Below are 23851 nucleotides of genomic sequence, written 5' to 3'. Positions count from 1 at the left end.
CTAATCGGCTTGCAACAGGCGAAAACGTGGCTGCCACTCGCCGGCGATCTGTACTTGCTCGGTAAACATGCTCAACGGTCGTACCCACAGCGCCATCTCGCCGTACAGCGGGCGGTAGACCACCAGCAATTCGGCGCTCTCGGAATGTCGCGCCACGCCCAGCACCTGGTACAGGCCGCCCTTGTAGTGCTGGTAACGGCCGGCTGGCAGTGTCGGTTGCGTCATATTGGTGTCCTCGTTCATGGCAGCTGCGCCAGGCAGTTGGCCAGCAGCCGGAAAAAACCGTCGGCATCGACTTCGGTCATGTAGTGCACGTTGGCCGCACGGCCGCTGACGCCCCACCAGTCGATCACAGTGGCGCCCAACGTCAGCTCGCCGGCCAGCTCCACGGCGACATTGACCTGACGGCCACTGAACAGTGCGGGTTGCAGCAGGTAGGCGATTACCGTCGGGTCGTGCAGCGGCGCGCCAAACTCGCCATAGCGCTGCACATCGTAGCGCTCCAGCGTGGTCATGGTGTCGGCAGCCAGATTGCCGGCGCGGTTGGGCAGGGCGCGCAGCCAGCCGATGCGCTCGGCCGAGGTGCGCGCCTTGTGGGTGACATCCAGCGGCATCATCACGATGGGCGCGCCGCAGCGCAGCACCACGTCGGCGGCGTGCGGGTCGACATAAATGTTGAACTCCGCCGCCGGCGTGATGTTGCCACCTTCGAAATAGCTGCCGCCCATCAGCACGATTTCCTTGATGCGCGGTGCGATGTCCGGCGCCAGGCGCAGTGCCAGCGCCAGGTTGGTCAGCGGCCCCAGCGCGCACAGGGTCACGCTGCCGACGGGGCGGCTGCGCAGGGTGTGCACGATAAAGTCGACGGCATGCTGCGGTTGCAGCGGCATGGTGGGCTCGTGCAGCGGGACACCATCCATGCCGGTCTTGCCATGCACGTGTTCTGCGGTAACCAGCGGGCGCAGCAGCGGGCTCGCTGCGCCTGCAAACACAGGTACTTCCGGCCGGCCGGCCCACTCGCAGATGATGCGAGCATTGCGCTGCGTCAGCGCCAGCGGCACGTTGCCGGCAACGGCGGTGATGCCCAGTACATCCAGCTCGGGTGCGCCCAAGGCCGCCAGAATCGCCACTGCGTCATCCTGCCCCGGGTCCGTATCGATAATGATGGCGCGTTTATCCGTCATGATGTTCTTGTGCCTGGTGCCGTAAAAGACGGGCGAGAATCTGTGCTTTGCCACGCGGCGTCAAGCATTACTGTCCTTGTGGCAAGGGGTGGTTGCTGCCCCGACCTGGGCCTGGCGTAACGCCCTGTGCATCCCGCTACTGGTCTCCGGTTGTCGTGGTGCGGTTGGAGTGGCTTGTATACAATCCGGGCTCCTGCTTACTGGCATGTTTCATGAAAATCGTTCTGGCTCCGATGGAAGGGCTGGTTGACGACATCATGCGCGACGTTCTGACGCGTATCGGTGGCATCGACCTGTGTGTCACCGAATTTGTCCGGGTGACCAACTCGCTGTTGCCGACGCGTACCTTCCACCGCCTGGCCCCCGAACTGGATAACGCCTCCCTTACCCGTAGTGGCACGCCGTTGCGCGTACAGCTGTTGGGGTCGGATATCGACTGGCTGGCAGCCAACGCGGTGCGCGCTGCCGAGCTGGGGGCGACTGCCGTCGATCTGAATTTTGGCTGTCCGGCGCCGACTGTCAATCGACATCGCGGCGGCGCTGTGTTGCTGAAAGAGCCGGAACTGCTGCACCAGATCGTCAAGGCGGTGCGGGCGGCGGTGCCTGCCGCTACGCCGGTTACCGCCAAAATGCGTCTGGGCTACGAAGACACCAGTCTGACGCTGGCGTGCGCACAGGCGATTGCCAGCGCCGGGGCCGATGAGCTGACCGTGCATGCCCGTACCAAGGTAGAGGGCTACAAGCCGCCGGCGCATTGGGAGTGGCTGGCGCGCATTCGCGAAGCCGTCAGCATCCCGGTTATCGCCAATGGCGAGGTGTGGACGCCGGAAGACTATCGCACTATCCGCGAGGTGAGTGGTTGCGACACCGTCATGATCGGCCGTGGCCTGGTGTCGGCACCAGACTTGGCTTTGCGCATCAAGCACATGCAGCAGCATGGCGAAATCCCGCCGCCAATGGCATGGCATGACATGCTGCCGTGGATACTGGACTTGGCCGAACAATGTCACTTGCGTGCGGCCAACGGCAACTATGCACTGAGCCGTACCAAGCAATGGTTGAAGTTGTTGCGCCGCAACTATTGCGCGGCAGATAAAATGTTCAATGAAATCAAGGCTGTGACTGATTTTTCCCAGCTGGTGAGTGCGCTGCAAAAAGCCGCGCAACAAGGCTAGGTATTTTTACGAATAGTCGCAGCGGGGTCCTGCACGTATCATTCAAACAGTTCTTGGATTACTGCGCGTTCCTCGCTAGCAGTTCAGGAATCACGGCGAGTCCGTAACTTATAAAGCCTCCTGGACGTGACGATTCAGGAGGTTATTTTTTTGTCCGTCATTCCTTGCGCAAGATGCAACTGTGTGTGCCACGCAGATGCCGTCAACCTGCCGTCGTTCCGCGATGTGCAGCCGAACGATTGATCCCCATCCGTCAGCCATCCGCGGGTCCGCACCGCAAACAAAGCACGCCATCCGCTCGCGCGATATCCACTGATAAGCAATGCGCTTTTTCTTGGTTCTGCGGGCAACCTTTGCCTGGCTACAGTGTGGTCATGTCAAGGGAGGTGAACCATGAAGGCAATGATTGTCGGAGGTGATCGCATCGATACCGCGCGGCGTGCGTTGCTGGCGTCCGGCTATGGCGATATCGTGCACTGGAGCGGGCGGAAGCCGGCGGATCTCACCCGGCCGCTGCCGGCCGGGGTGGCGCACATGGTGATCATGCTGGACTTCATCAATCACAACCTGGCTCGACGCATGAAAGACCTGGCGCGGGAGCGACAGATCAGCGTGGCCTATGTTGGCCGCAAACGTCAGGGTGAGCCGGATGCGGCAGCCGGGCGTCGTGGCTGTGCCAAACCGTTGCAGGCTAGCTGAGCGCTGGCGGCGCGCTGTGCTGCAAGCGGGATATTGGCTCGATAGTGGCTGTTACCAGTGGAAACAGGTGGTGGTTCCGTTGTCCGGCGTAGCTCAGGGCGGGTTGCTCAGGCTGTGGTACAGCTCTTCTTCCTGCGAAAAATGCAGATGCAGGATGGCATCCAGGCCGTACAGCAGCCGTTGCAGCTCTTGCACTGCCTGCGGGCTGGGGCCATCGACCGGCAAGTCGCCAATCAGGCAGTCCAGCAGCCGGGTGATGCGGAAAATCTCGCGATGAGTGCCGCTCATCGCCGCCATCGGGTCGTCACCCCCCAGTTTGCGTGCCAGTTGCGGGTACAGCTCGTGATCCTCCTGCTGTTCGTGCGGCAGCAGTTGCTCGTTGAGTGCCAGGTGCAAGCTGGTCAACTCGGCAACCGCCTGCGGGCCGGGCAGGTCGGGCAGGCGGTCGGCCAGCTGCGCCACCTGGCCGAGCAGTGACTCCAGCTCGCGGTGCTCGGCGCTCAGCTCTGCCGCATCTTGCGGCGACATCTGATTGGCGGCACTCGGCCCGCTCTGGCGGGCGCGCAAGGCGTTCAGGATCACGGCCACATCAATGACCTCTTGCAGCAGTGCGCCAGCGATCGGCGGCAAGTGCCCCAGTGCTGCGGCCAACATGGCGACGATGGACAGCCCCATGCCCACGATGACGCTTTGGGCGGCAATGCGCCGCGCGCGGCGGGCCATGTGCAGCGCTTCTACCAGCCGGTCCAGCCGGTCTACCAGCAGCACGATATCGGCTGCTTCCGCTGCCGCTGCAGCACCGCGGGCGCCCATGGCCACCCCGACATCGGCGGCGGCCAGTGCCGGGGCATCATTCACGCCATCACCCACCATTACCACGATGCCTTGCTGGCGCGCCTGCCGGATCGCCGCCAGCTTATCCGCCGGGGTTTGTTCGGCCAGCACTTCGGTGACGCCCAGTTGTGAGCCAAGGGTGTTGGCAATGTCCTTGCGATCGCCCGTCAGCATGACGATGCGGCGCATGCCGGCCAGCGACAGCCGGCGTAGCGCGCGCGGGGTATCCAGTCGCAGCTTGTCCATTAGCTGTAGGGCGCCCACCATGAAGCCATCCATGCTGACAAACACACCGCTGGCGCCTTCATAACCCAGCCGTTGCAGAAACAGCGGACTCCAGGGGGCGGGGATGGCCTGGCTGCTGACAAAATCATAGGAGCCCACTGCCACGTGATGGCCGGCAATGTCGCCACTAATGCCCGCGCCCGGGGTTTCCTTGGTCTGCAGTGGCAGGGCCAGTGCAATGCCGTGCTCGCGCGCCGCGCTGACGACCGACTCTGCCAGTACGTGGTTACAGGCCTGCTCCAGCGATGCGGCCAACCACAGCACGTTGTCGGCCTTGATGCCAGTCGAGGTCTGGATGATGGCCAGCCGGGCGTGGCCACCGGTCAGCGTGCCGGTCTTGTCGAAAAACAGCGTATCCGCCTGCGCCAGCTGCTCCAGCGCGGCACCACTTTTCACCAGTACGCCACGGCGGGCGCAGCTGGACATGCCGGAGACGATGGCCACCGGCACTGCCAGGATCAGCGGGCAGGGCGTGGCGACTACCAGTACGGCCAGTACGCGGGTCAAGTCCTGGCTGATCAGCCAGGCAAACAAGGCGATGAACAGCGTCAGCGGGACAAACAGCAGTGCGTAACGGTCGGCCATCCGGCTGGATGGGCTTTGTTGCTGTTGTGCCTGGCGCATCAGTTGCACGATGCCGGCGAAGGTACTGTGCTCGCTGTTGGCGGTCGCCAGCATTTCGAAAGCCTGCTCGGCATTGATGGCGCCGCTGTGCAGGGCTTCGCCGGCGGCGCGTTTTACCGGCAGCGGTTCGCCGGTCAGCGTGGATTCATCCAGGATGGCGGCGGTAAGCAGGTTGCCATCGGCAGGCACGACTTCGCCGTTGCGCACCAGTAGGCGGTCGCCGGCGGCAATCTCCTTGATGTCGATCTTGAGCCATTGGCCATTTTCAAAACGGTGGGCGTAGCGTGGCGCATGCTGCAGCAGGGCTGTCATTTCCTGCTGCGCCTGCGCGGCGGCGTAGTCTTCCAGTGTGCGGCCGCTGGCCAGCATCAGGCCGATGACGGCGGCGGTGAGCACTTCGCCCAGTGACAGCGCCAGCAGGATGGATAGCAGCGCCAGAATATCCACCCCGGCCTTGCGTTGCAGCAGGCTGCGCACCGTGTCGTACAGCAGCGCGATTAGCACCGGTAGCACCCCGGCCAGCCACAGCTGCTGCGCAAGGGCGGGGGCGGCCAGTAAGTAGCAGGCACCACCGGCCAGCAAGGTGGCGATCGCGATCAGCAGCAGCACATGATTCAGGCGTGCGGTAATGGGGAGTGACAAGACTAGCCTTTCCGTAAGGGGCTGCAGCGTCGGGCAAGCGCCAGACCGTATCAGGGTTTCTGCAACACCCCGCGGCGTATCTGGTCGCGCTCCATCGATTCGAACAGTGCCTTGAAGTTGCCCTCTCCAAAGCCGTCGTCGCCCTTGCGCTGGATGAACTCAAAGAACACCGGCCCCAGCAGGGTCTGCGAGAAAATCTGCAATAGCAGCCGGCGGTTGCCGTCGCCCGTCGTGCCATCCAGCAGGATGCCGCGTGTCTGCAGCTGCACCGTCTGTTCGCCGTGCCCGGGCAGGCGTTCGTCCAGCATCTCGTAATAGGTGGCAGGAGGCGCCGTCATCAGTGGCACGCCGGCGGCTTGCAGCTGGTCCACGCTGGCGAGCAGGTCATCGGTCAGCAGTGCGATATGCTGAATGCCCTCGCCGTTGAACTGCATCAGGAATTCTTCGATCTGGCCATGGCCCGAGCCGCCTTCTTCGTTGAGCGGAATGCGGATCAGCCCGTCTGGCGCGGTCATCGCGCGGGAGGTCAGCCCGGTGTATTCACCCTTGATGTCGAAATAGCGGATCTCGCGAAAGTTGAACAGTCGCTCGTAGAACGACGCCCAATAGCTCATGCGCCCGCGATACACATTGTGAGTCAGGTGGTCGATCAGCTTGAAACCGTAGCCCGGCGGGTGTGGATCGGCACCGGGCAGAAACTCGAAGTCGATATCGTAGATGGACTTGCCGTCTTCGAAGCGGTCGATCAGGTAGAGCGGGGCACCGCCAATCCCCTTGATGGCCGGCAGTCGCAGCTCCATCGGCCCGGTGGGGATGTCAACCGGCTGCGCGCCCAGCTCCAGCGCCCGGCGATAGGCATGGTGTGCATCGCGTACGCGGAACGCCATGCCGCAGGCCGAGGGGCCGTGCTCGGCGGCAAAGTACGCCGCCAGACTGTGCGGTTCGTTATTCAGGATAAAGTTAATGCCACCTTGACGATAAAGATCTACGTCCTTGGAGCGGTGATGCGCCACTTTGGCAAAGCCCAGCATGGTGAATATTGGCTCCAGCGTGCCGGGGGCGGGCGAGGCAAACTCCACGAACTCGAAGCCCATCAGGCCCAGGGGATTGTCGAACAGGTCAGCCATGGTGATGCCTCCTCAATGGGTGCGTGCTGTGGCGAGTGTCCAGCTCTTACCAACAACAATAGCTGGCGTTGTTGCCGGTTGCCTGTTTATGCCTGTGGCTTGGGTTTGCGGGGTGTCGGTAATGCGGTGAGGTTTTTGCGGATAAAACACGATTTTGGCAATACAAAATATGCCATAAATGAGTTGTATGACATGAATGGCCGCCAAAACTTTAGCGGGCACGTCGAAGGCTTGCCGTTACGGATTAAGCGGTGATATTTAATAGGTAACCGCGTTAATTAGGGCGGGATCTTTAATATTTCTGGCAAAACTAGCCAGCTAAATGAAAATGATTCTCCGCTACCGCACATATCAATATGTTAATGGAAAGTAATACAAATGCTTGCTGACTGGCGCCGACTGCTTACCACTGCGCTCTTGCTGCTATCACCACTGCCAGCCTTGGCCGACGGGGTGCTGCGGGTATTGGCATGGCCGGGTTATGCCGATGCTGATGTGGTAAAGGAATTCGAGCAGCGCACCAATAGCAAAGTCGAAGTCACCATTGTTGAATCCGATGCGGATTTATGGCGCAAGCTGAACGAGGACAATGGCGCGAATTTCGATATTTTTGCCGTCAATACCGCCGAGTTGCAGCGTTATATCCACCAGGGGCTGGTAACCGAAATCAATACCGCGGCGATCCCCAACCTGACGCGGCAGCTGCCGCGCTTTCGACAGCGGCAGGGCATTCCCGGCCTGGTGCATGGCGGTAAAACCTACGCCATCCCCTACACCTATTCCGAGATGGGGCTGATCTACGACCGCAAGCAAATCCCGGTGGCGCCGGACAGCATTACCGCGCTGTGGGACAAGCGCTATCAGGGCAAGATCATTGCGTATAACGGCGGGGTGCACAGCTTCTCGCTGGCGGCGCAGGTGCTGGCGCTGCCGTCGCCGTTCCATATCGGCGAGCAACAGTGGCCGGCCGCGGTGGCCCAGCTGATTGCGCTGCGGCGCAATGCCAGCGCGTTCTATACCGGGCCGGCTGAGTCGGTCGCGCTGTTCAAGGAGCGTCGCGCTGCCCTGATGTTTGCCAACTTTGGCTCGCAGCAGCTGCAGCTGTTGAAAGCGGCCAATGTCGATGTCGGCTATGCCATTCCACGCGAAGGGGCGCTGGCCTGGCTGGATTGCTGGGCCATCAGCCGCGGCGTGCGTGATATGCCGCTGGCCACGCGCTGGATCAACTACGTGCTCGACGACATGCCGGGCCGGGTGCTGCTGCAGCGGCAGGGGCTGGCGAATACCACATCGCCGTCGCCGTACTTCAAGAATACGGCGCGCATTGTCTGGCTGGAGCCGGCGGAAAGCGAAGAGCGCCGCGACAAGCTGTGGGGGCGCATCCTGGCGGGGGATCGCGCTGGCAAGGTATTGCAACCATGAAGTACGGCATTGCGGTCAAACTGGCCCTGCTGTTGGCCGCAGTCGGTATCTGTGCCTCCGCGCTGACCGGTGCTTACAGCTATGGCGTCAGCCGTAGCCTGCTGGTGGAGTCGTCGCAGCAATCGCTGGTGGCAGCCACCCAGGTGCTGGGCCGGCGGGTGGATACCTCGCTGGAGGAAATCGCCCGCAACCTGCAGGTATTGGCCAACCACCCGTCGGTACGGCGCACGCTCAAGCAGCCGGACCCGCAGATGAATGCCCAGCTGGCCGAGCTGTTTGAACTGATGATGCAGGCCAACCCGGCTTACTTTCAGATCCGGCTGATCTCGGCCGACAATTTCGGCCTGGAACAGGTGCGGGTGGATCGCCTGGGACCATCGTTCATCAATGTGCCGGAGGCCGACCTGCAGGAAAAGGGGCACTTTTCCTACGTGTCCGAGACGCTGCAGCTGCCCAGCGGCACCGTGTACATGTCGCGCATCACCATCAACCACGAGCGTGGCGTCTATACCGGGGCCGAACGGCCATCGATGCAGCTGGCCATGCCGGTGCGCGACACCGACGGCAAAGCGCTGGGCGTGGTGGTGATCAACCTGGACGTCGATGGCATGTTCGCGTTGCTGGCGACGGACTTGCCGCTGGATTTCCGCCTATTCCTGGCCAATGGTCAGGGCGACATCCTGATCCATCCGGATCACAGCAAGACCTTCGGTTTCGATCGCGGCCGGCGCGTGTTGCTGCAGGATGAATTTGCCGCTACGCGCAGCCTGGTGACGGGCGCGACGAGCCAGGTAGTGTTTCAGCAGCCCACCACCGACGGCCTGCTGCAGCCGGTGGTGATGGCCTTTGTGCGCCAGCCGCTGAAGCTGCGCTCGGAAGAGGGGCAGCTGTATGTCGGCCTGGCACAGCCTTTGTCCAGCGTGCGGGAAGGGGCGCGGCACCTGGGCCTGCTGATCATGATCAGCGTGCTGGGCTTCGGCCTGCTGGGGCTGCTGGGTACGCTGTTTTTGGCCCGGCTGGTGTTGCGGCCGCTGCGGCAGCTGATTGCTGCGGCCAACCTTTTTGGCCGCGGGCAGGAAATCGGCTACCTGCCATTGGACCGGCAGGATGAAATCGGCGAGCTGGCGCGCAGCTTCCAGCAGATGCAGCGGCAGATCGGCGAGCAGCTTGGTTCGCTGCATGCCAGCCAGGAGCAGCTCAAGCAGATGGCGCAGTATGACGCGCTGACCGAGCTGCCCAATCGCCGCATGCTGCAGGACCGTCTCGACCTGGCTATTGCCCGCGCCCGGCGTCACGGCGGTTGCGCCGCGGTGCTGTTCATCGACCTCGACAACTTCAAGGACATCAACGACGGCTGGGGGCACGATGCGGGCGACGCCGTGCTGGTGGCCGTAGCGCAGCGCCTACGGCTGTCGGTGCGCGACACCGATACCGTGGCGCGGCTGGGGGGCGATGAATTTGTGGTGTTGCTGGATGGGCCGGATACCGAGCGTGATGCTGCGCTGATTGCCGGCAAGCTGATCGACTGCCTGTCGCCGGGCATTCCCTTCCAGGGCGGAACCTTGCGGGTGGCAGCCAGTATCGGCATCAGCATCTTCCCGCAGCATGGCATAACCGCCCCGCAATTATTGATGGCGGCGGACCGGGCCATGTACAGCGTCAAGGCCAACGGTCGTGGCGGTTTTGGTTTTGCCGTGTTGCAGGATTGAGACGACTCTCCACTCCTTGGTGCCATGTCCGGCCGTGCTGCCGGGCATTTTTATTTGCTTCACTGCCCATAGTATTATTTTTATTGCGCAAAAATGACTTTGCAATGATTTGCGGCTGGCGTCGGGTGCTTGCGACAAGGCGACTGCGGGGTTGTGCTGTTTATTATGTACCGTTTGGTACATAATAAATCCACGCAACCCACAAGATGGAGGACGACATGCAGCATTCCATTGCCACCGTGTCACTCAGCGGTACGCTGCCGGAAAAGCTGGAAGCCATTGCCGCCGCAGGTTTCGACGGTGTCGAAATCTTTGAAAACGATCTGCTGTACTTCGATGGCACCCCGGCCACCGTGCGGCAGATGTGCGCCGACCTGGGGCTGGAAATCATGCTGTTCCAGCCGTTCCGCGATTTCGAGGGCGGCCCGCGCGAGCGCCTGGGGCGCAATCTGGATCGCGCCGAGCGCAAGTTCGACCTGATGGGCGAACTGGGCACCGACCGCATTCTGGTATGCAGCAGTGTGGCGCCGGATACCAGCCGCGACGATGCGCTGATCGCCGACGACCTGTTCCAGCTGGCGGAGCGGGCCGGCAAGCGCGGCATCCAGGTCGGCTACGAGGCGCTGGCCTGGGGCAAGCATATCTACTCCTATCGCCATGCCTGGCAGCTGGTGCAGGCGGCCAACCATCCCAACCTCGGCATCATTCTGGACAGCTTCCATACCCTGTCGATCAAGGATGATCTGTCGCTGCTGTCGCAGATTCCCGGTGACAAGATCGTGTTCCTGCAGCTGGCCGACGCGCCGATCATGAACATGGACGTGATGGAGTGGAGCCGCCATTTCCGCAGTTTTCCGGGGCAGGGCGATTTCGATCTGGGCGCATTCCTGGCGCCGATCCTGCAAGCGGGCTATCGCGGTCCGCTGTCGCTGGAAATCTTCAATGACGGCTTCCGCGCGGCGCCGACCCGCCTCACCGCAGGCGATGGCCTGCGTTCGTTGCGTTACCTGGAAGAAATGACGCTAGCCACGCTGGTGCGGCAGCAACAGTCGCTGCCGGATGTGCCGCTGTTTGCACCGCCACCGCCGGCGCAGTATCAAGGTGTGGAGTTCCTGGAGTTCGCGGTGGACGAGGAATCTGGTGCGCGGCTGGGTAAGGCGCTGCAGGGTTTTGGTTTCAGCCGCAGCGGCGAGCACAAGTCCAAGGCGGTGACGCTGTATCAGCAGGGCGACATCAACCTGATCCTGAACGCGGAGCCGGACTCCTTCGCCCATGCCTTCTACGTGTCGCACGGCCCGTCGCTGTGCGCCGCGGCTTTCAGTACCGACCACGCCCAGCAGGCGCTGCAGCGCGCCAAGCTGTATGGCTGCAAATCGTTTGAAAGCCGGGTTGGCCCGAACGAGCGCCACATCCCGGCGGTGCGGGCACCGGATGGCAGCCTGCAATACCTGGTGGATGCCGGTGAAGGCTCGATCTACGAGTCGGATTTCGACTTGCGGCCAACCTCCGGGCCGGCGCTGCTGCAGCGCATCGACCACTTTGCCATCGGCCTGCCGGCGGAAACCATGGACAACTGGATCCTGCACTTCCGCGCAGTGTTCGGTTTTGTCACCGAGCACGAGTGGACGCTGCCGGACCCGTACGGCTTGATGAAGAGCCGGGTGGTGCGCAGCAGCAACGACAGCGTGCGTATTCCGTTGAACATCTCGGAAAACCGCAACACCGCCATTGCCCGCTCGGTCTCCACCTACAAGGGCTCCGGCCTGCAGCACATTGCCTTTTCCACCAGCGACATCTTTGCCGCCGTGGCGCAGGCGCGCAGCAATGGCGTGCCGTTGCTGGATATTCCGGACAACTACTACGACGACCTGCTGGCACGTTTCAATCTGGATGATGATTTTGTCGCCCGGCTGCAGGCGCACAACGTGCTGTACGACCGCGACGCGCAGGGCGGCGAGTTCCTGCATGTGTATTCGGCGCCGTTCGAAGAGCGCTTCTTCTTCGAGATGGTGCAGCGGCTCGGCAGCTACGACCAGTACGGTGCCGCTAACGCGCCGGTAAGGTTGGCCGCACAGGCGCAGCTGCGTCGTCGCCAGACCATTTGATGCTCTCTGCCGGCCTGGCCGGCAATCTCTCCTTGGGCGCCCTGCGGGGCGCTTTTTTTTTGTGCCGTGCGCTGCCGTTGCCGCGGTCCGGCGCGCTGGCCTGCTGCGGTCCGGATCGCGATTGCTGTCGATGTTGCTAGCGCCGGTGTCATGCCGTTATCTCATATGAATTGCTATTGGCATGATGTGTTTGGTGCGTGACGCCGCAGCGTGGCAATAATGTAACGCACGGTACAAAAACTTGGTTTTGCCGGCAATTGCGCATTGACACACATCAATGGCTGTACCATTCTCTAGTTATGTACCACGCGGTACATAAAATATAAGAAGCGACACAGTCCAAGAGGAGAGCAGCATGTTCCGTTCCATTTCGCCGCAACCCGCGGCCGCGCAGAAGGTGGTGTGACATGGCCACCGACATCCTGGTGCTTAACGGCCCCAACCTGAACCTGCTGGGCAAGCGCCAGCCAGATATCTACGGCCACGAAACCATGGCCGATGTCGAACGCGGTTGCCGCAGCGTGGCACGCGAATACGGTTTCACCATCGACTTCCGTCAAAGCAACGCCGAAGCGCAGTTGATCGACTGGGTGCACGAGGCGCGCGAACAGCATCGCAGCATCGTGATCAACCCGGCCGGCTATTCCCATACCTCGATCGCGCTGATGGATGCCTTGTCCGCGTTCAGCGGCCCGATTATCGAGGTGCACATCAGCAATATTCATCGCCGCGAAGCCTTTCGCCACCTGTCCTATGTTTCCAAGGTGGCCAGTGGTGTGATTTGCGGTCTGGGGATCAACGGTTACAGCCTGGCAGTGCATCACCTGGCCTGCCATCTGAACAAGCAAGCGTAACGGAAGCGGGTAGGGCGCGGCGCTGGATAGTGCCTGCGGCCAACCTGTGCGGAGGTTGTATGGATAAGTGGATCAAACGGCTGCTGCTGGTACTCAAGGGCATGATGGCCCTGCTGCTGGCCAGCATGGTGGTACTGGTGTTTACCAATGTGGTGCTGCGCTATGCCGCCAACAGCGGCATCACCCTGTCGGAAGAGTTGTCACGCTGGAGCATGGTGTGGATGACCTTTCTCGCCTCAATCGTGGCCGTGTACGAAAAAGGCCACCTCAATGTCGATAGCCTGACCCGTCACCTGCCCATGTTCGGGCAAAAGGTCTGTCACCTGCTGTGCCAGGCCACCATTCTGTACCTGCTGTGGATGTTCGGCAGCGGCAGCTGGCAGCAGATGCAGATCAACATGAGCGTGCCGGCGCCGATGTCCGGCCTGCCGACCGGTCTGTTGTACGCGGCCGGGGTGGTGTTCAGTGCGCTGTCGGCGTTGCTGGTGACACTGGATATCGTGCGGGTACTGGGCGGCGCACCGCTGTCCGATGTCGGTACCCAGCTGAACATGGCCGAATGAGCGGGAGCACACAATCATGGTACTGACTATTTTCCTGGGCTCCCTGCTGGGCGCCATGGCGATCGGCATGCCCATCGCTTTTGCCCTGCTGTTGTCCGGCGTGGCACTGATGTATCACATGGACATGTTCGACGCGCAGATCGTGGCGCAGAACCTGATCAATGGCGCGGACAGCTTCACTCTGTTGGCTGTGCCGTTCTTCCTGCTGGCTGGCGAGGTGATGAACGTCGGCGGCCTGTCACGCCGCATCGTCAACGTGGCGCTGGCACTGGTGGGTCACGTCAAGGGCGGCCTGGGCTATGTGGCGATCATTGCCTCCTGCATCCTGGCCAGCTTGTCCGGCTCGGCAGTGGCCGATGCCGCCGCGCTGGCGGTGCTGCTGGTGCCGATGATGGTGCGTGCCGGCCATGACCAGGCGCGTTCCAGTGCGCTGATTGCCGCCGGCGGCATCATCGCGCCGATCATTCCACCCAGTATCGGTTTCATCCTGCTGGGGGTGGCCGGCAACCTGTCGATCTCCAAGCTGTTCCTGGCCGGCATTGTGCCGGGCATCCTGATTGGCCTGTCGCTGTGTCTGGCCTGGTGGTGGGTATCACGTAGCGAGAATATCCAGCCGACCGAGCGCAAGTCGCGTGCCGAGGTGCTGACCGCCTTCCGCGATGGCTTCTGGGCCTTGCTGCTGCCGGGCATCATCGTCGGCGGGCTGAAGTTCGGCATCTTCACGCCTACCGAAGCCGCCGTGGTGGCCGCGGTGTACTCGCTGTTCGTCGCTATGTTTGTGTATCGCGAGCTGAAGCCGTCGCAGCTGTTCCACGTGTTTACCCAGTCGGCGCAGACCACCGGTGTGGTGATGTTCCTGGTGGCCGCTTCGCTGGTATCGGCGTGGATGATCACCATTGCCGACCTGCCGTCGCAAATGGCCGGCCTGCTGGCGCCGCTGATGGACAGCCCGACGCTGCTGATGCTGGTGATCATGCTGATCATCGTGGCCGTAGGTACCGCCATGGACATGGCGCCCACCATCCTGATCCTGGCACCGGTGCTGATTCCGGTGGTGCAGCAAGCCGGCATCGACCCGATCTACTTCGGCGTGCTGTTCGTGATCAACACTGCCATCGGCCTGATCACGCCGCCGGTGGGCACGGTGCTCAACGTGGTGTGCGGCGCGACGCGCACCTCGATGGGCGACCTGATCCGCGCCATCAACCCGTTCCTGTTTGCCGAACTGGCGGTGCTGTTCCTGCTGGTGCTGTTCCCCAGCCTGGTTACCGTGCCGGCCGCCTGGTTCGCCCACTGATCCGTTTTCAAGCCGTACCCCGGGGAGGAGAGAACCCGGGCACTCATAACACTAGGAGAGACACCATGCTGAAATTCAACAAGATCGCCATCCTGACTGGCGTGGCCCTGCTGGGTCTGGCCGCCAGTGGCCAAACGTTGGCCGCAGATATCAAGGAACGCACGCTGCGCTTCTCGTTCCTGAACGCCAAGGATCACCCGCAGGGGCTGGGCGCCGCCAAGTTTGCCGAGCTGATCGGCAAGGCCTCCGGCGGCAAGATCCAAGTCAAGCTGTTCCCGTCCGGCATGCTGGGTGGCGACGTGCAGACCGTGTCGGCGCTGCAGGGTGGTACCGTGGATTTCACCGTGCTGAACGCCGGCCTGCTGGCCAGCCAGTCCAAAGAATTCGTGATGTTCGACCTGCCGTTCCTGTTCAACAGCGGCAAGGAGGCCGATGCCATCGTCGATGGCCCGGTAGGCAGCAAGCTGCTGGCCAAGCTGAACGGCAAGGGTCTGGTGGGTCTGGGCTACTGGGAGCTGGGCTTCCGCCATGTCACCAATAACGTGCGCCCGGTGGTCAAGATGGAAGACATCGCCGGCCTGAAGCTGCGCGTGGTGCAGTCGCCACTGTACATCGAGATGTTCTCCGTGCTGGGTGCCAACCCGGTACCGATGCCGTTTACCGAGCTGTACACCGCGCTGGAGACCAAGGCGGTGGATGGTCAGGAAAACCCGGAAGCCACCATCCTGGGCACCAAGCTCAACGAGGTGCAGAAGTACCTGTCGCTGACCGGCCATACCTACAACCCGCAAGTGCTGCTGGTGAGCCAGAAGCTGTGGGGCCAGCTGTCCGCCGATGAAAAGGCGCTGATCCAGAAGGCCGCGCGTGACGCCACGCTGTACCAGCGCAAGGTCAACCGCGAAGCCACCAGCCTGGCGCTGACCAAACTCAAGGCCACCATGAAGGTGAACGAGCTGTCGGCCGCCGAAAAAACCCGCATCCGCATCAAGCTGCAAGGCGTGACCAAGAAGTTCAGCGCCGATGTCGGCGAGCCGCTGATGAGCGAGCTGAACAGCGAGCTGGCCAAGCTGCGTTAAGCCGGTAGCGGCGCAATCCGGCGCCGTGGCGGCGCCGGACTTAACTTACCGAGGCAACACATGATCACTGAAGTATCCACTTTCGCAACCGAGGCAGCCGCACACGACAAGGTGCTGGTCGGCCTGATCGGTGCCGACATCCAGCGCTCCAAGTCGCCCTATCTGCATGAGCAGGAGGCGGCGGCCGCGGGCTTTCACCTGCATTACCAGCTGATCGACCTGACGCGGCTGGGCAAGGGAGTGGAGGCCTTGCCGGAGCTGCTGGCCGCCGCCGAAGCCTGTGGCTTTGCCGGCGTCAACATCACCCATCCGTGCAAACAGGCAGTGATACCGTATCTGGATGAGTTGTCGGAAGACGCCCGCCAGATCGGTGCAGTGAATACCGTGGTGTTCCGCGATGGCAAGCGCTATGGCCACAACACCGACTGGTCCGGCTTTGCCGAGCCGTTCCGTCGCCACTTTGCCGGCGATGACCTGCGCCGTGTGGTGCTGCTGGGCGCCGGCGGTGCCGGCTCGGCGGTGGCGCATGCGCTGCTGGTGGCGGGCACGCAGGAGCTGGTGATTGTCGATCAGGATGCCGCTCGCGCCGCAGGGTTGGCCGCACGGCTGCAAGGCTTCTTTGCCGATCGTCGTGTCAGCGGCCAGACCGATGTGCAGCAGGCGATGCAGGGGGCCAGTGGGCTGGTGCACGCCACGCCTACCGGCATGTACGGCCATCCGGGCCTGCCGCTGCCGGCCGAGCTGGTGCACGGCGGCCTGTGGGTAGCGGAGGTGGTGTACTTCCCGCTGGAAACTGAACTCTTGCAACTGGCGCGCGAGCGCGGCTGCCGCGTGCTGGATGGCGGTGGCATGGCCGTATGGCAGGCGGTGGGCGCCTTTGCGCTGTTTACTGGGCGCGCGCCCGACAGTCAGCGCATGGAGCAGCATTTCCGCAGCATGATCGCTGCGGGCTGATCCCGTTACGTTTTTCCCGTTTTCTTCTCGGCGTTGCTTTGGCCTTGCCCGGTTCCCCCGGCAAGGCCGTTTTTTTGGCCTGCGGCCAACGTGTGGCCGCGCGTGGCTCAGTGCTGGCGCAGGTAGGCCAGTACCGCTTCCACCAGCATCTTACGGTGCGATTCGCGCGCCGCATCGCTGACCATGTTGCGGCCGAAGATGGTCTCGAAGGTGTAGCGGTTGGCGACGCGGAAGAAGCAGAACGAACTCATCAGCATGTGCAGGTCGGTGGCGTCCACTTCCGGCCGGAACAGCCCCTGCGCCTTGCCGCGCGACAGCACCGCGTCGATCTCGTTGATGATGCTGCGGTTCAGCGACTTGATCTTCTGCGACTGGGCGATGTGCTTGGCGTGGTGAATGTTCTCGATGCTGACCAGGCGGATGAAGTCGGTGTGGCTGGCGTGGTAATCGAAGGTGAACTCGGCCAGACGGATCACGGCCTCCACCGGCGGCAGGTCTTTCAGGACCAGCCCGGTTTCGATGTCGCGAATCTCGCCGTAGCAACGTTCCAGCGCGGCGATATACAGCTCTTCCTTGCTGCGGAAGTAGTACACCACCATGCGCTTGATGGTGCCGGCGCGGTCGGCGATGGCATCCAGCGTGGCGCCGCTCAGCCCGGCCTGGGCGAACTCGGCCACGGCGGCGTCCAGGATGCGCTTCTTCATGCCCTCCGGGTCGTTCTTGCGGCGCGGGGCGGCTTTTTTGCTGGGCGTGGCGGCGTCGTTGGTAGTCATGGCAGGTCAGAATCCAGGCATGCCGGCTTGACCGGCAAGCGTGCTTACAAGTGCTGCAGCAGTTGCAGCGGATGGTCGATGGCGATGTCGGCCGGCCAGCTGGCGGTGTCGTCTTCGTCGGAGATGTAACCCCAGTTCACCAGCACGGTCTTCATGCCGACGGCACGGCCGGCCTGCATGTCGCGCTCGGCATCGCCCACGTACAGGCATTGCTCCGGGGCGATGCCCAGCTGCTGGGCAGCATGCAGCATCGGCGCCGGGTCCGGCTTGGCCACACCCACGGTGTCGCCGCTGACCACCACTGCCGGCGTGCTGGCAAACGGCAGTGCCGGTACCAGACGGTCGGTAAAGCGCATCGGCTTGTTGGTGATGATGCCCCATTGCAGGTCACGTGCGGTCAGTGCGTCCAGCAGCGGGTTGATGTCGTCGAACAGCACGGTTTCATCGGCGAAGCTGTGCTCGTAGTGGTCGAGAAAGCGCAGGCGGTATTCTTCGAAGCGCGGATGGCTCTTGTCGATGCCGAAGCCCAGGCTGACCAGCCCGCGGGCGCCGTGGCTGGCGATCGGGCGCACCGCTTCATACGGCTGCGGCGGCAGGCCTTCTTCGGCCAGCAGGCGGTTGAGGGCGGCGCCCAGGTCGCGGGCGGTGTCGGCCAGGGTGCCGTCAAGGTCAAACAGTACGGCCTTGATCATGGTGCTGCGGTCTCCAAAAGAAATGCGGCCAACCTTTGGACAGTTGGCCGCATGAGTTTACGCCAGGCTTAACGCAGTGTCTTGCCGAGGAACAGCTTGTAGGCCGGGTTGTCGGTCTCTTCCACCCACGGGTAGCCCAGGTTGTCGAGGAAGGCGGCGAAGGCGGCGTTGTCTTCCGCCGGCACCTGGATGCCGATCAGCACGCGGCCGTAGTCGGCACCGTGGTTGCGGTAGTGGAACAGGCTGATGTTCCAGTCGGTGTGCATCGCCTCCAGGAAGCGCATCAGTGCGCCCGGGCGCTCCGGGAACTCGAAGCGCAGCACGCGCTCGTCCTTCAGCTGCGGTGCGTGGCCACCCACCAGGTGGCGGATGTGCAACTTGGCCAGCTCGTTGTCGGTCAGGTCCAGGCCATCCAGCTCGTTGGATTTCAGATCGTCCACGATGCGGCCAACGTCTTCCTTGCCGCTGATCTGCACGCCAACGAACACGTGGGCGATGCTGGGGTCGGCAAAGCGGTAGTTGAACTCGGTGATATTGCGGTTGCCGATCACGCTGCAGAATTTCTTGAAACTGCCGGGTTTTTCCGGGATGGTCACCGCGATAATGGCCTCGCGGCGCTCGCCCAGCTCGGAGCGCTCGGACACGTGACGCAGGCGGTCGAAGTTCATGTTGGCGCCGCAGTTGATCGCCACCAGCGTCTGGCCGCTGCAGCCTTCGCGTTCCACGTAGGCCTTGACCGCTGCCACCGCCAGCGCGCCCGCCGGTTCGGTAATGGAACGGGTGTCCTCGAAGATATCCTTGATGGCGGCGCAGATGGCATCGGTGTCCACCAGCATGATCTCGTCCAGCAGCTCGCGGCAGATGCGGAAGGTTTCCTCGCCCACCAGCTTCACCGCCACGCCGTCGGCGAACAGCCCTACGTCTTTCAGCTCCACGCGGTGGCCGGCGGCGATGGACTGCTTCATCGCGTCCGAATCAACCGGCTGCACGCCGATGATCTTGGTTTTCGGGCGCAGGCGTTTGATGTAGCTGGCCACGCCGGCGGCCAGGCCGCCGCCGCCGATGGCGACGAATACCGCGTCGATCGGGCCGGCGTGCTGGCGCAGGATTTCCATGCCGATGGTGCCCTGGCCGGCGATCACGTCCGGGTCGTCAAACGGCGGGATGTAGGTCATGCCGTTTTCCGCCACCAGCTTCATGGTGTGCTGGTAGGCATCGCTGAACGATTCGCCGGCCAGTACCACCTTGCCGCCACGGCGGGTGACGCCGTCGATCTTCACCTGCGGGGTGGTGACCGGCATCACGATGATGGCTTCACAGCCGATGCGCTGTGCCGACAGTGCCACGCCCTGGGCATGGTTGCCGGCGCTGGCGGTAATCACGCCACGGGCCAGCTGCTCCGGCGTGAGCTTGGACATCTTGTTGTAGGCGCCGCGCAGCTTGAACGAGAACACCGGCTGCAAGTCTTCGCGCTTGAGCAGAATGGTGTTGCCGGTGCGGCGGCTAAGGTTGGCCGCAACGTCCAGCGGTGTTTCGATGGCGACGTCGTAGACGTTGGCGGTGAGGATGCGTTCCAGATAGTCCTTAGGGTGCGACATGGTTGGTGATTCCGTATTTTTTGTCCCTGAAGGGGCAGAGTAGCAGGAACCCACCGGCGGTGGAATGCTTGAACGGGACAGATTTGTGCAGCGCAATGCACGGGCGGCGGTGATTGGCAATGCCGCGGCAAGCGGGGCGGCTGGCTGGTTTTGTCCGGTGGAAACCGTGCGGCGGATTGCTGTCGCGGCGGCAAAAAACTGCAGTGCGCGAAACTTGCCGCGGCGCGTCCGGTCAAGCTTGCTCCGGGTGTGGTGGCCGGTGGCGGCTGTCACGCTACATTTTGTATCCCGCCGGGCAGGGCAGCCGCTGATCGCCGTGTATAATGGCGGGCTGTTTTGCGGCAACTCACGTCCATAGATGTTCCAATGAAAAAAACCACCACCGTATTGCTGGCGGCAACCCTGTCGCTGTCCGCCCTGGCCCAAGCCGCGACCGGGTTTGTCCCGCCGGTGCCGGAAATTGCCGGCAAGGCCTATTTTGTTACCGATTTCTACAGCGGCCAGGTGCTCGCCGCGCGCGACCCGGATTCGCGTATCGAGCCGGCATCGCTGACCAAGCTGATGACCGCCTATCTGACCTTCAAGGCGCTGAAGGAAAAGCGGCTGACCATGGATCAGATGCTGACTGTGTCCCAGCATGGCTGGAAGCAGGAAGGCTCGCGCATGTTCCTGGATCCGAAAGTGCCGGCCAAGGTCGACGACCTGATCAAGGGCATGATCGTGCAGTCCGGTAATGATGCCTGCGTGACGCTGGCCGAAGCCATTGCCGGCAGCGAGGAAGTGTTCGCCCAGATGATGACCGCCGAGGCCAAACGCCTGGGCATGTCCGCCACCAGCTTCCGCAACGCCACCGGCTTGCCGGACCCGCAGCACTACACCACGGCGCGCGATCTGGCCACGCTGTCGACCTCTATCATCCGCGACTTCCCGCAGTATTATCCGATCTATTCGATCAAGTCGTTCGCGTACAACAACATCACCCAGCCGAACCGCAACCTGCTGCTGTACCGCGATCCGAACGTGGACGGCATGAAGACCGGGCACACCGACTCGGCCGGTTACAACCTGATCGCTTCCAGCAAGCGTGACGGCCGTCGCGTACTATCGGTGGTGGTGGGTACCGCCAGCGAAGAAGCGCGTGCCGTGGAAAGCAGCAAGCTGCTGAACTACGCGCTGCAATTCTTCGAGACGCCGAAGCTGTACAGCGCCGGCAAGGCCGTGAAGGAGATCCCGGTATACAAGGGCGCCAGCAAGCAACTGCCGGTCGGCTTTGCCCGTGATGTCTATGCCACGGTGCCGCGTGGTCAGTCCGGCCACCTGAAGGCCGAGCTGAGCACGGTGCAGCCGCTGATCGCGCCGGTGAAGCCGGGTCAGCAGGTGGGCAAACTGACCGTGTCGCTGGATGGCAAGGTGCTGTCGGAAAAACCGGTCGTTGCGCTGCAGGGCGTGGAAGAGGGTGGTTTCTTCAGCCGCCTGTGGGATAGCATCAAGCTCTGGCTGGGCTGGTAATTCCCGCACTTGGCCGCATTTAGTGGGGCATGAGGCCCTGGATGCGGCCAACCTTTTGCTGGACAGGAAGTAACATGAGCAAGCAAGCAATCGATATCAATGACGTACTGGAGTTTCCCTGCCGCTTCCCCATCAAGGTGATGGGCGAGTGCCACCCGGATTTCCAGCTCACCATTTACGAAGTGGTACGCGTGCATGCGCCGGACCTGGAGCACGCGCACATCACTTCACGCGATAGTTCCAGCGGCAAATACGTGTCGCTGACCATTACCGTGACCGCCACCTCGCGTGAGCACCTGGACAATATCTACCGCTCGCTGACCAGCCATACGCTGGTGAAGTGGGTGCTGTAAGGCTGCCATGAGTCGCATCGTCAAATACCTGGGCCAGGTGGACTACACCCCGACCTGGCACGCCATGCAGGCGTTCACCGACCAGCGCACGGGCGATACCCCGGACGAGTTGTGGTGCCTGGAGCACCCGCCGGTGTACACCCTGGGCCTGGCCGGCAAGCCCGAGCACCTGATCATGCCCAGCAGCATCGAGGTGGTGAAGTGCGACCGCGGCGGCCAGGTGACCTACCACGGCCCGGGCCAGCTGGTGGTGTATCTGATGATCGACTTCAAGCGCATGGGCATCGGCGTGCGCGAATTGGTGCGGCGTATCGAGCAGTCGGTGATCGATCTGCTGGCCGAGCTGGGCATCGCAGCCTATGGCGATGTGAACGCGCCGGGCGTGTACGTGGCCGGCGAAAAAATTGCCTCGCTGGGGCTGCGCATCAAGAACGGCGCGGTGTATCACGGCCTGAGCCTGAACGTGGACATGGATCTGACCCCGTTCAGCTGGATCAACCCTTGCGGCTATGCCGGCCTCAAGGTGACGCAATTGAAGAATCACGGTGCATCGCTTACCGTGACGGAAACCGCCGCGCGGTTGCTGCCGCATCTGGAGCGCAACCTGACGGTGATCAAGGAGACAGCATGAAACTGGATAACCAGGCCGGCGTAAAGCACAAGGGCGCCGACAAGACCGCGCGGATTCCGATCAAGATCGTACCGCTGGACGAAAAGCTCAAGAAGCCGGAGTGGATTCGCGCCAAGCTGCCCAATGGCCAGCGCTTCAACGAGATCAAGCAGATTCTGCGCGAACAGAAGCTGCATACCGTGTGCGAAGAGGCCACCTGCCCGAACATCGGCGAGTGCTTCAGCAAGGGCACGGCCACGTTCATGATCATGGGTGACATCTGCACCCGTCGCTGCCCGTTCTGTGACGTCGGCCACGGCCGCCCGAACCCGCTGGACCCGAACGAGCCCAAGCATCTGGCCGAAACCGTGGCCGCGCTCAAGCTCAAGTACGTGGTGATCACCTCGGTGGACCGTGACGATCTGCGCGACGGCGGTGCCCAGCACTTTGCCGATTGCATCAGCGAGATCCGCAAGCTGTCGCCGAATACCCAGATCGAAGTGCTGGTGCCGGACTTCCGCGGCCGTCTGGACATCGCGCTGGACATCCTCAGCAAGACGCCGCCGGATGTGATGAACCACAACCTGGAAACTGCGCCGCGGCTGTACAAGCAGGCGCGTCCGGGGGCGGATTACCTGCATTCGCTGCAGCTGCTGCAGGACTTCAAGAAGCTGTGCCCGGATGTATCGACCAAGTCCGGCATCATGGTGGGCTTGGGTGAGACCGATGAGGAAGTGTACGAAGTGATGGCCGACATGCGCGCCCACAACATCGACATGATCACCATCGGTCAGTACCTGCAGCCGACCGACGGTCACCTGCCGGTGCTGCGCTACGTGCATCCGGACCTGTTCAAGGCCTTCGAGAACAAGTCCTACGAAATTGGCTTCAAGCACGCTGCGGTGGGAGCGATGGTGCGTTCCAGCTATCACGCCGACGTGCAGGCGCATGAGGCCGGCGTGGTGTAATCACCCTGTCGGGTTGAACGAAAGCCGGGTTGCTACCCGGCTTTTTTCATTTGTGGCGCGTCAGGCAAGGTTGGCCGCATGCCTGGGCGGCTTGAGGCTGGCTTCCAGCTGCAGGCAGCGGTCAAGAATGAGCAGCATATAGCTGTAGCTTTTGCAGATGGCCGCTTGCAGCTGGTATTGCAGGCAGCTGGACGGCTGTTCCCCGGCCAGGGTGCAGATGATGTCCAGTGCCTCCCACGGGTGGTCGTCATCGTAGTGGGCATGCAGTTTCAGCCACTTCATGCTGCGCTTACGACGCGCTTCCGGCAGCGATGCTTCATAGCGCCCGCTGGTACAAATGCGCTGCGACCATTCGCCGGTCGCACCTTCGATGGCGTAGTTGGTGGCGGCCATGGCCAGCAGCAGCTCGTCGCTGGCGCTGCAATGCCAGCACCAGTGGCTGAGGGCGTGCATCTCCGGCGGCACTTGCTGTGCCTGCAGTTCTGCCATGGTGATGCCATAGCACTCGGCCCACGCCTGCCAGTAATCGGCATGGTTCTGCTCCACCCGGATATTGCGCACCAGGTAGCGGCGGGCCATGTCCTCGCCCCGCTGGCGGCCAGCGCGGGTCTTCAGCAGGTTCTGCGCCATGTACAGTGGAAACTGCTCAATCACCGGCCAGGTGCCAATCAGGAACAGGCGCATGGCCGGTAAGCCCAGTTTTCCGGCCGCCATACGGCGAAACAGTTCATGCTCCACGACCAGCTGTTTGGCAGGCTGGCACTGATTTAGCAACTGCTGCATCCACTGCGGATAGCT

Annotated in this window: 22 protein-coding genes; 14 read left to right on the top strand and 8 right to left on the bottom strand. The window is 62.6% G+C overall.

Going from position 1 to position 23851, the window contains the following annotated elements:
- Window positions 1-243 carry a DUF1653 domain-containing protein gene (locus ABNW52_RS09460; RefSeq protein ID WP_349586819.1) on the bottom strand — a complete coding sequence of 81 codons (243 nt, stop codon included), beginning with the start codon at window positions 241-243 and terminating at the stop codon, window positions 1-3.
- Window positions 240-1184, bottom strand: a complete 945-nt coding sequence (locus tag ABNW52_RS09455) for a nucleoside hydrolase (protein ID WP_349586816.1) — start codon at window positions 1182-1184, stop codon at window positions 240-242. The genes ABNW52_RS09460 and ABNW52_RS09455 overlap by 4 nt, the downstream gene beginning before the upstream one ends.
- A 212-nt stretch (window positions 1185-1396) precedes the next feature.
- Here ABNW52_RS09455 and ABNW52_RS09450 point away from each other — a divergent pair, with 212 nt between their 5' ends.
- Complete coding sequence (locus tag ABNW52_RS09450; RefSeq protein WP_349586814.1) at window positions 1397-2359, top strand: tRNA dihydrouridine synthase; 963 nt, start codon at window positions 1397-1399, stop codon at window positions 2357-2359.
- A gap of 393 nt (window positions 2360-2752) precedes the next feature.
- Window positions 2753-3058 carry a DUF2325 domain-containing protein gene (locus tag ABNW52_RS09445; RefSeq protein ID WP_349586811.1) on the top strand — a complete coding sequence of 102 codons (306 nt, stop codon included), beginning with the start codon at window positions 2753-2755 and terminating at the stop codon, window positions 3056-3058.
- Window positions 3059-3151: 93 nt separating this feature from the next.
- On the opposite strand, the gene ABNW52_RS09440 is transcribed toward ABNW52_RS09445, so the two are convergent.
- The gene (locus ABNW52_RS09440; protein ID WP_349586809.1) at window positions 3152-5443 is read right to left on the bottom strand and encodes a heavy metal translocating P-type ATPase; all 2292 of its coding nucleotides are present in this window, start codon (window positions 5441-5443) and stop codon (window positions 3152-3154) included.
- Between the two features lie 50 nt (window positions 5444-5493).
- On the bottom strand, window positions 5494-6570 hold the full coding sequence (gene hppD, locus ABNW52_RS09435; RefSeq protein WP_349586806.1) for a 4-hydroxyphenylpyruvate dioxygenase: 1077 nt from the start codon (window positions 6568-6570) through the stop codon (window positions 5494-5496).
- Between the two features lie 378 nt (window positions 6571-6948).
- Between hppD and ABNW52_RS09430 the strand changes: the two genes are divergently transcribed.
- From ABNW52_RS09430 to ABNW52_RS09395, 8 genes are all read left to right on the top strand, one after another.
- Entirely contained in the window at window positions 6949-7992 is a 1044-nt protein-coding gene (locus ABNW52_RS09430) for an extracellular solute-binding protein (protein ID WP_349586804.1), read from the top strand.
- On the top strand, window positions 7989-9701 hold the full coding sequence (locus tag ABNW52_RS09425; protein ID WP_349586802.1) for a diguanylate cyclase domain-containing protein: 1713 nt from the start codon (window positions 7989-7991) through the stop codon (window positions 9699-9701). The genes ABNW52_RS09430 and ABNW52_RS09425 overlap by 4 nt, the downstream gene beginning before the upstream one ends.
- A 218-nt stretch (window positions 9702-9919) precedes the next feature.
- Window positions 9920-11806: a bifunctional sugar phosphate isomerase/epimerase/4-hydroxyphenylpyruvate dioxygenase family protein gene (locus ABNW52_RS09420; RefSeq protein ID WP_349586800.1), complete on the top strand. Its 1887-nt coding sequence runs from the start codon at window positions 9920-9922 to the stop codon at window positions 11804-11806.
- Window positions 11807-12213: 407 nt separating this feature from the next.
- A complete protein-coding gene (aroQ, locus tag ABNW52_RS09415) occupies window positions 12214-12660 on the top strand; it encodes a type II 3-dehydroquinate dehydratase (RefSeq protein ID WP_349586798.1) in 447 nt (148 codons plus the stop codon).
- Between the two features lie 59 nt (window positions 12661-12719).
- Window positions 12720-13223, top strand: a complete 504-nt coding sequence (locus tag ABNW52_RS09410; RefSeq protein ID WP_349586795.1) for a TRAP transporter small permease — start codon at window positions 12720-12722, stop codon at window positions 13221-13223.
- A gap of 16 nt (window positions 13224-13239) precedes the next feature.
- Window positions 13240-14520: a TRAP transporter large permease subunit gene (locus ABNW52_RS09405; protein WP_349586792.1), complete on the top strand. Its 1281-nt coding sequence runs from the start codon at window positions 13240-13242 to the stop codon at window positions 14518-14520.
- 65 nt (window positions 14521-14585) lie between these two features.
- Window positions 14586-15596, top strand: coding sequence for a TRAP transporter substrate-binding protein (locus ABNW52_RS09400; protein ID WP_349586790.1), 1011 nt, complete (start codon window positions 14586-14588; stop codon window positions 15594-15596).
- 60 nt (window positions 15597-15656) lie between these two features.
- Window positions 15657-16550, top strand: a complete 894-nt coding sequence (locus ABNW52_RS09395; protein WP_349586788.1) for a shikimate dehydrogenase — start codon at window positions 15657-15659, stop codon at window positions 16548-16550.
- 107 nt (window positions 16551-16657) lie between these two features.
- Here ABNW52_RS09395 and ABNW52_RS09390 read toward each other — a convergent pair whose 3' ends face one another.
- The 3 genes from ABNW52_RS09390 to ilvA all read right to left on the bottom strand — a co-directional run bounded on the left by ABNW52_RS09390 (window position 16658) and on the right by ilvA (window position 19613).
- A complete protein-coding gene (locus ABNW52_RS09390; protein ID WP_349586786.1) occupies window positions 16658-17323 on the bottom strand; it encodes a TetR/AcrR family transcriptional regulator in 666 nt (221 codons plus the stop codon).
- A gap of 44 nt (window positions 17324-17367) precedes the next feature.
- Window positions 17368-18015: an HAD family hydrolase gene (locus tag ABNW52_RS09385; protein ID WP_349586783.1), complete on the bottom strand. Its 648-nt coding sequence runs from the start codon at window positions 18013-18015 to the stop codon at window positions 17368-17370.
- Between the two features lie 68 nt (window positions 18016-18083).
- Window positions 18084-19613 (bottom strand): threonine ammonia-lyase, biosynthetic, encoded by a 1530-nt coding sequence (ilvA, locus tag ABNW52_RS09380; RefSeq protein WP_386107531.1) that lies wholly within the window; start codon window positions 19611-19613, stop codon window positions 18084-18086.
- 366 nt (window positions 19614-19979) lie between these two features.
- Between ilvA and ABNW52_RS09375 the strand changes: the two genes are divergently transcribed.
- The 4 genes from ABNW52_RS09375 (at window position 19980) to lipA (ending at window position 23053) form a co-directional block, all read left to right on the top strand.
- Window positions 19980-21122, top strand: a complete 1143-nt coding sequence (locus ABNW52_RS09375) for a D-alanyl-D-alanine carboxypeptidase family protein (RefSeq protein ID WP_349586779.1) — start codon at window positions 19980-19982, stop codon at window positions 21120-21122.
- A 74-nt stretch (window positions 21123-21196) separates the two neighbouring features.
- Complete coding sequence (locus tag ABNW52_RS09370; protein ID WP_349586777.1) at window positions 21197-21475, top strand: HP0495 family protein; 279 nt, start codon at window positions 21197-21199, stop codon at window positions 21473-21475.
- 7 nt (window positions 21476-21482) lie between these two features.
- Window positions 21483-22106, top strand: a complete 624-nt coding sequence (gene lipB, locus ABNW52_RS09365; RefSeq protein ID WP_349586774.1) for a lipoyl(octanoyl) transferase LipB — start codon at window positions 21483-21485, stop codon at window positions 22104-22106.
- Window positions 22103-23053, top strand: a complete 951-nt coding sequence (gene lipA, locus ABNW52_RS09360; RefSeq protein ID WP_349586772.1) for a lipoyl synthase — start codon at window positions 22103-22105, stop codon at window positions 23051-23053. Before lipB ends, lipA begins: the two co-directional genes overlap by 4 nt.
- A gap of 60 nt (window positions 23054-23113) precedes the next feature.
- On the opposite strand, the gene ABNW52_RS09355 is transcribed toward lipA, so the two are convergent.
- On the bottom strand, window positions 23114-23836 hold the full coding sequence (locus tag ABNW52_RS09355; RefSeq protein ID WP_349587125.1) for a TenA family transcriptional regulator: 723 nt from the start codon (window positions 23834-23836) through the stop codon (window positions 23114-23116).
- Window positions 23837-23851 lie beyond the last annotated feature (15 nt).

Origin of the sequence: Vogesella oryzagri (genome assembly GCF_040148885.1) — a bacterium.
In the GTDB taxonomy this organism is placed as follows: Bacteria; Pseudomonadota; Gammaproteobacteria; order Burkholderiales; family Chromobacteriaceae; genus Vogesella; species Vogesella oryzagri.
This window is presented reverse-complemented; position numbering and strand designations above follow the sequence as displayed.

Coding starts and splice junctions, on each gene's coding strand:
- ABNW52_RS09370 (WP_349586777.1), top strand. CDS start 21,197: ATGAGCAAGCAAGCAATCGATATCAATGACGTACTGGAGTTTCCCTGC.
- hppD (WP_349586806.1), bottom strand. CDS start 6,570: ATGGCTGACCTGTTCGACAATCCCCTGGGCCTGATGGGCTTCGAGTTC.
- ABNW52_RS09450 (WP_349586814.1), top strand. CDS start 1,397: ATGAAAATCGTTCTGGCTCCGATGGAAGGGCTGGTTGACGACATCATG.
- aroQ (WP_349586798.1), top strand. CDS start 12,214: ATGGCCACCGACATCCTGGTGCTTAACGGCCCCAACCTGAACCTGCTG.
- ABNW52_RS09430 (WP_349586804.1), top strand. CDS start 6,949: ATGCTTGCTGACTGGCGCCGACTGCTTACCACTGCGCTCTTGCTGCTA.
- ABNW52_RS09425 (WP_349586802.1), top strand. CDS start 7,989: ATGAAGTACGGCATTGCGGTCAAACTGGCCCTGCTGTTGGCCGCAGTC.
- ABNW52_RS09460 (WP_349586819.1), bottom strand. CDS start 243: ATGAACGAGGACACCAATATGACGCAACCGACACTGCCAGCCGGCCGT.
- ilvA (WP_386107531.1), bottom strand. CDS start 19,613: ATGTCGCACCCTAAGGACTATCTGGAACGCATCCTCACCGCCAACGTC.
- ABNW52_RS09405 (WP_349586792.1), top strand. CDS start 13,240: ATGGTACTGACTATTTTCCTGGGCTCCCTGCTGGGCGCCATGGCGATC.
- ABNW52_RS09455 (WP_349586816.1), bottom strand. CDS start 1,184: ATGACGGATAAACGCGCCATCATTATCGATACGGACCCGGGGCAGGAT.
- ABNW52_RS09420 (WP_349586800.1), top strand. CDS start 9,920: ATGCAGCATTCCATTGCCACCGTGTCACTCAGCGGTACGCTGCCGGAA.
- ABNW52_RS09385 (WP_349586783.1), bottom strand. CDS start 18,015: ATGATCAAGGCCGTACTGTTTGACCTTGACGGCACCCTGGCCGACACC.
- ABNW52_RS09400 (WP_349586790.1), top strand. CDS start 14,586: ATGCTGAAATTCAACAAGATCGCCATCCTGACTGGCGTGGCCCTGCTG.
- ABNW52_RS09395 (WP_349586788.1), top strand. CDS start 15,657: ATGATCACTGAAGTATCCACTTTCGCAACCGAGGCAGCCGCACACGAC.
- ABNW52_RS09355 (WP_349587125.1), bottom strand. CDS start 23,836: ATGCAGCAGTTGCTAAATCAGTGCCAGCCTGCCAAACAGCTGGTCGTG.
- lipB (WP_349586774.1), top strand. CDS start 21,483: ATGAGTCGCATCGTCAAATACCTGGGCCAGGTGGACTACACCCCGACC.
- lipA (WP_349586772.1), top strand. CDS start 22,103: ATGAAACTGGATAACCAGGCCGGCGTAAAGCACAAGGGCGCCGACAAG.
- ABNW52_RS09445 (WP_349586811.1), top strand. CDS start 2,753: ATGAAGGCAATGATTGTCGGAGGTGATCGCATCGATACCGCGCGGCGT.
- ABNW52_RS09390 (WP_349586786.1), bottom strand. CDS start 17,323: ATGACTACCAACGACGCCGCCACGCCCAGCAAAAAAGCCGCCCCGCGC.
- ABNW52_RS09375 (WP_349586779.1), top strand. CDS start 19,980: ATGAAAAAAACCACCACCGTATTGCTGGCGGCAACCCTGTCGCTGTCC.
- ABNW52_RS09410 (WP_349586795.1), top strand. CDS start 12,720: ATGGATAAGTGGATCAAACGGCTGCTGCTGGTACTCAAGGGCATGATG.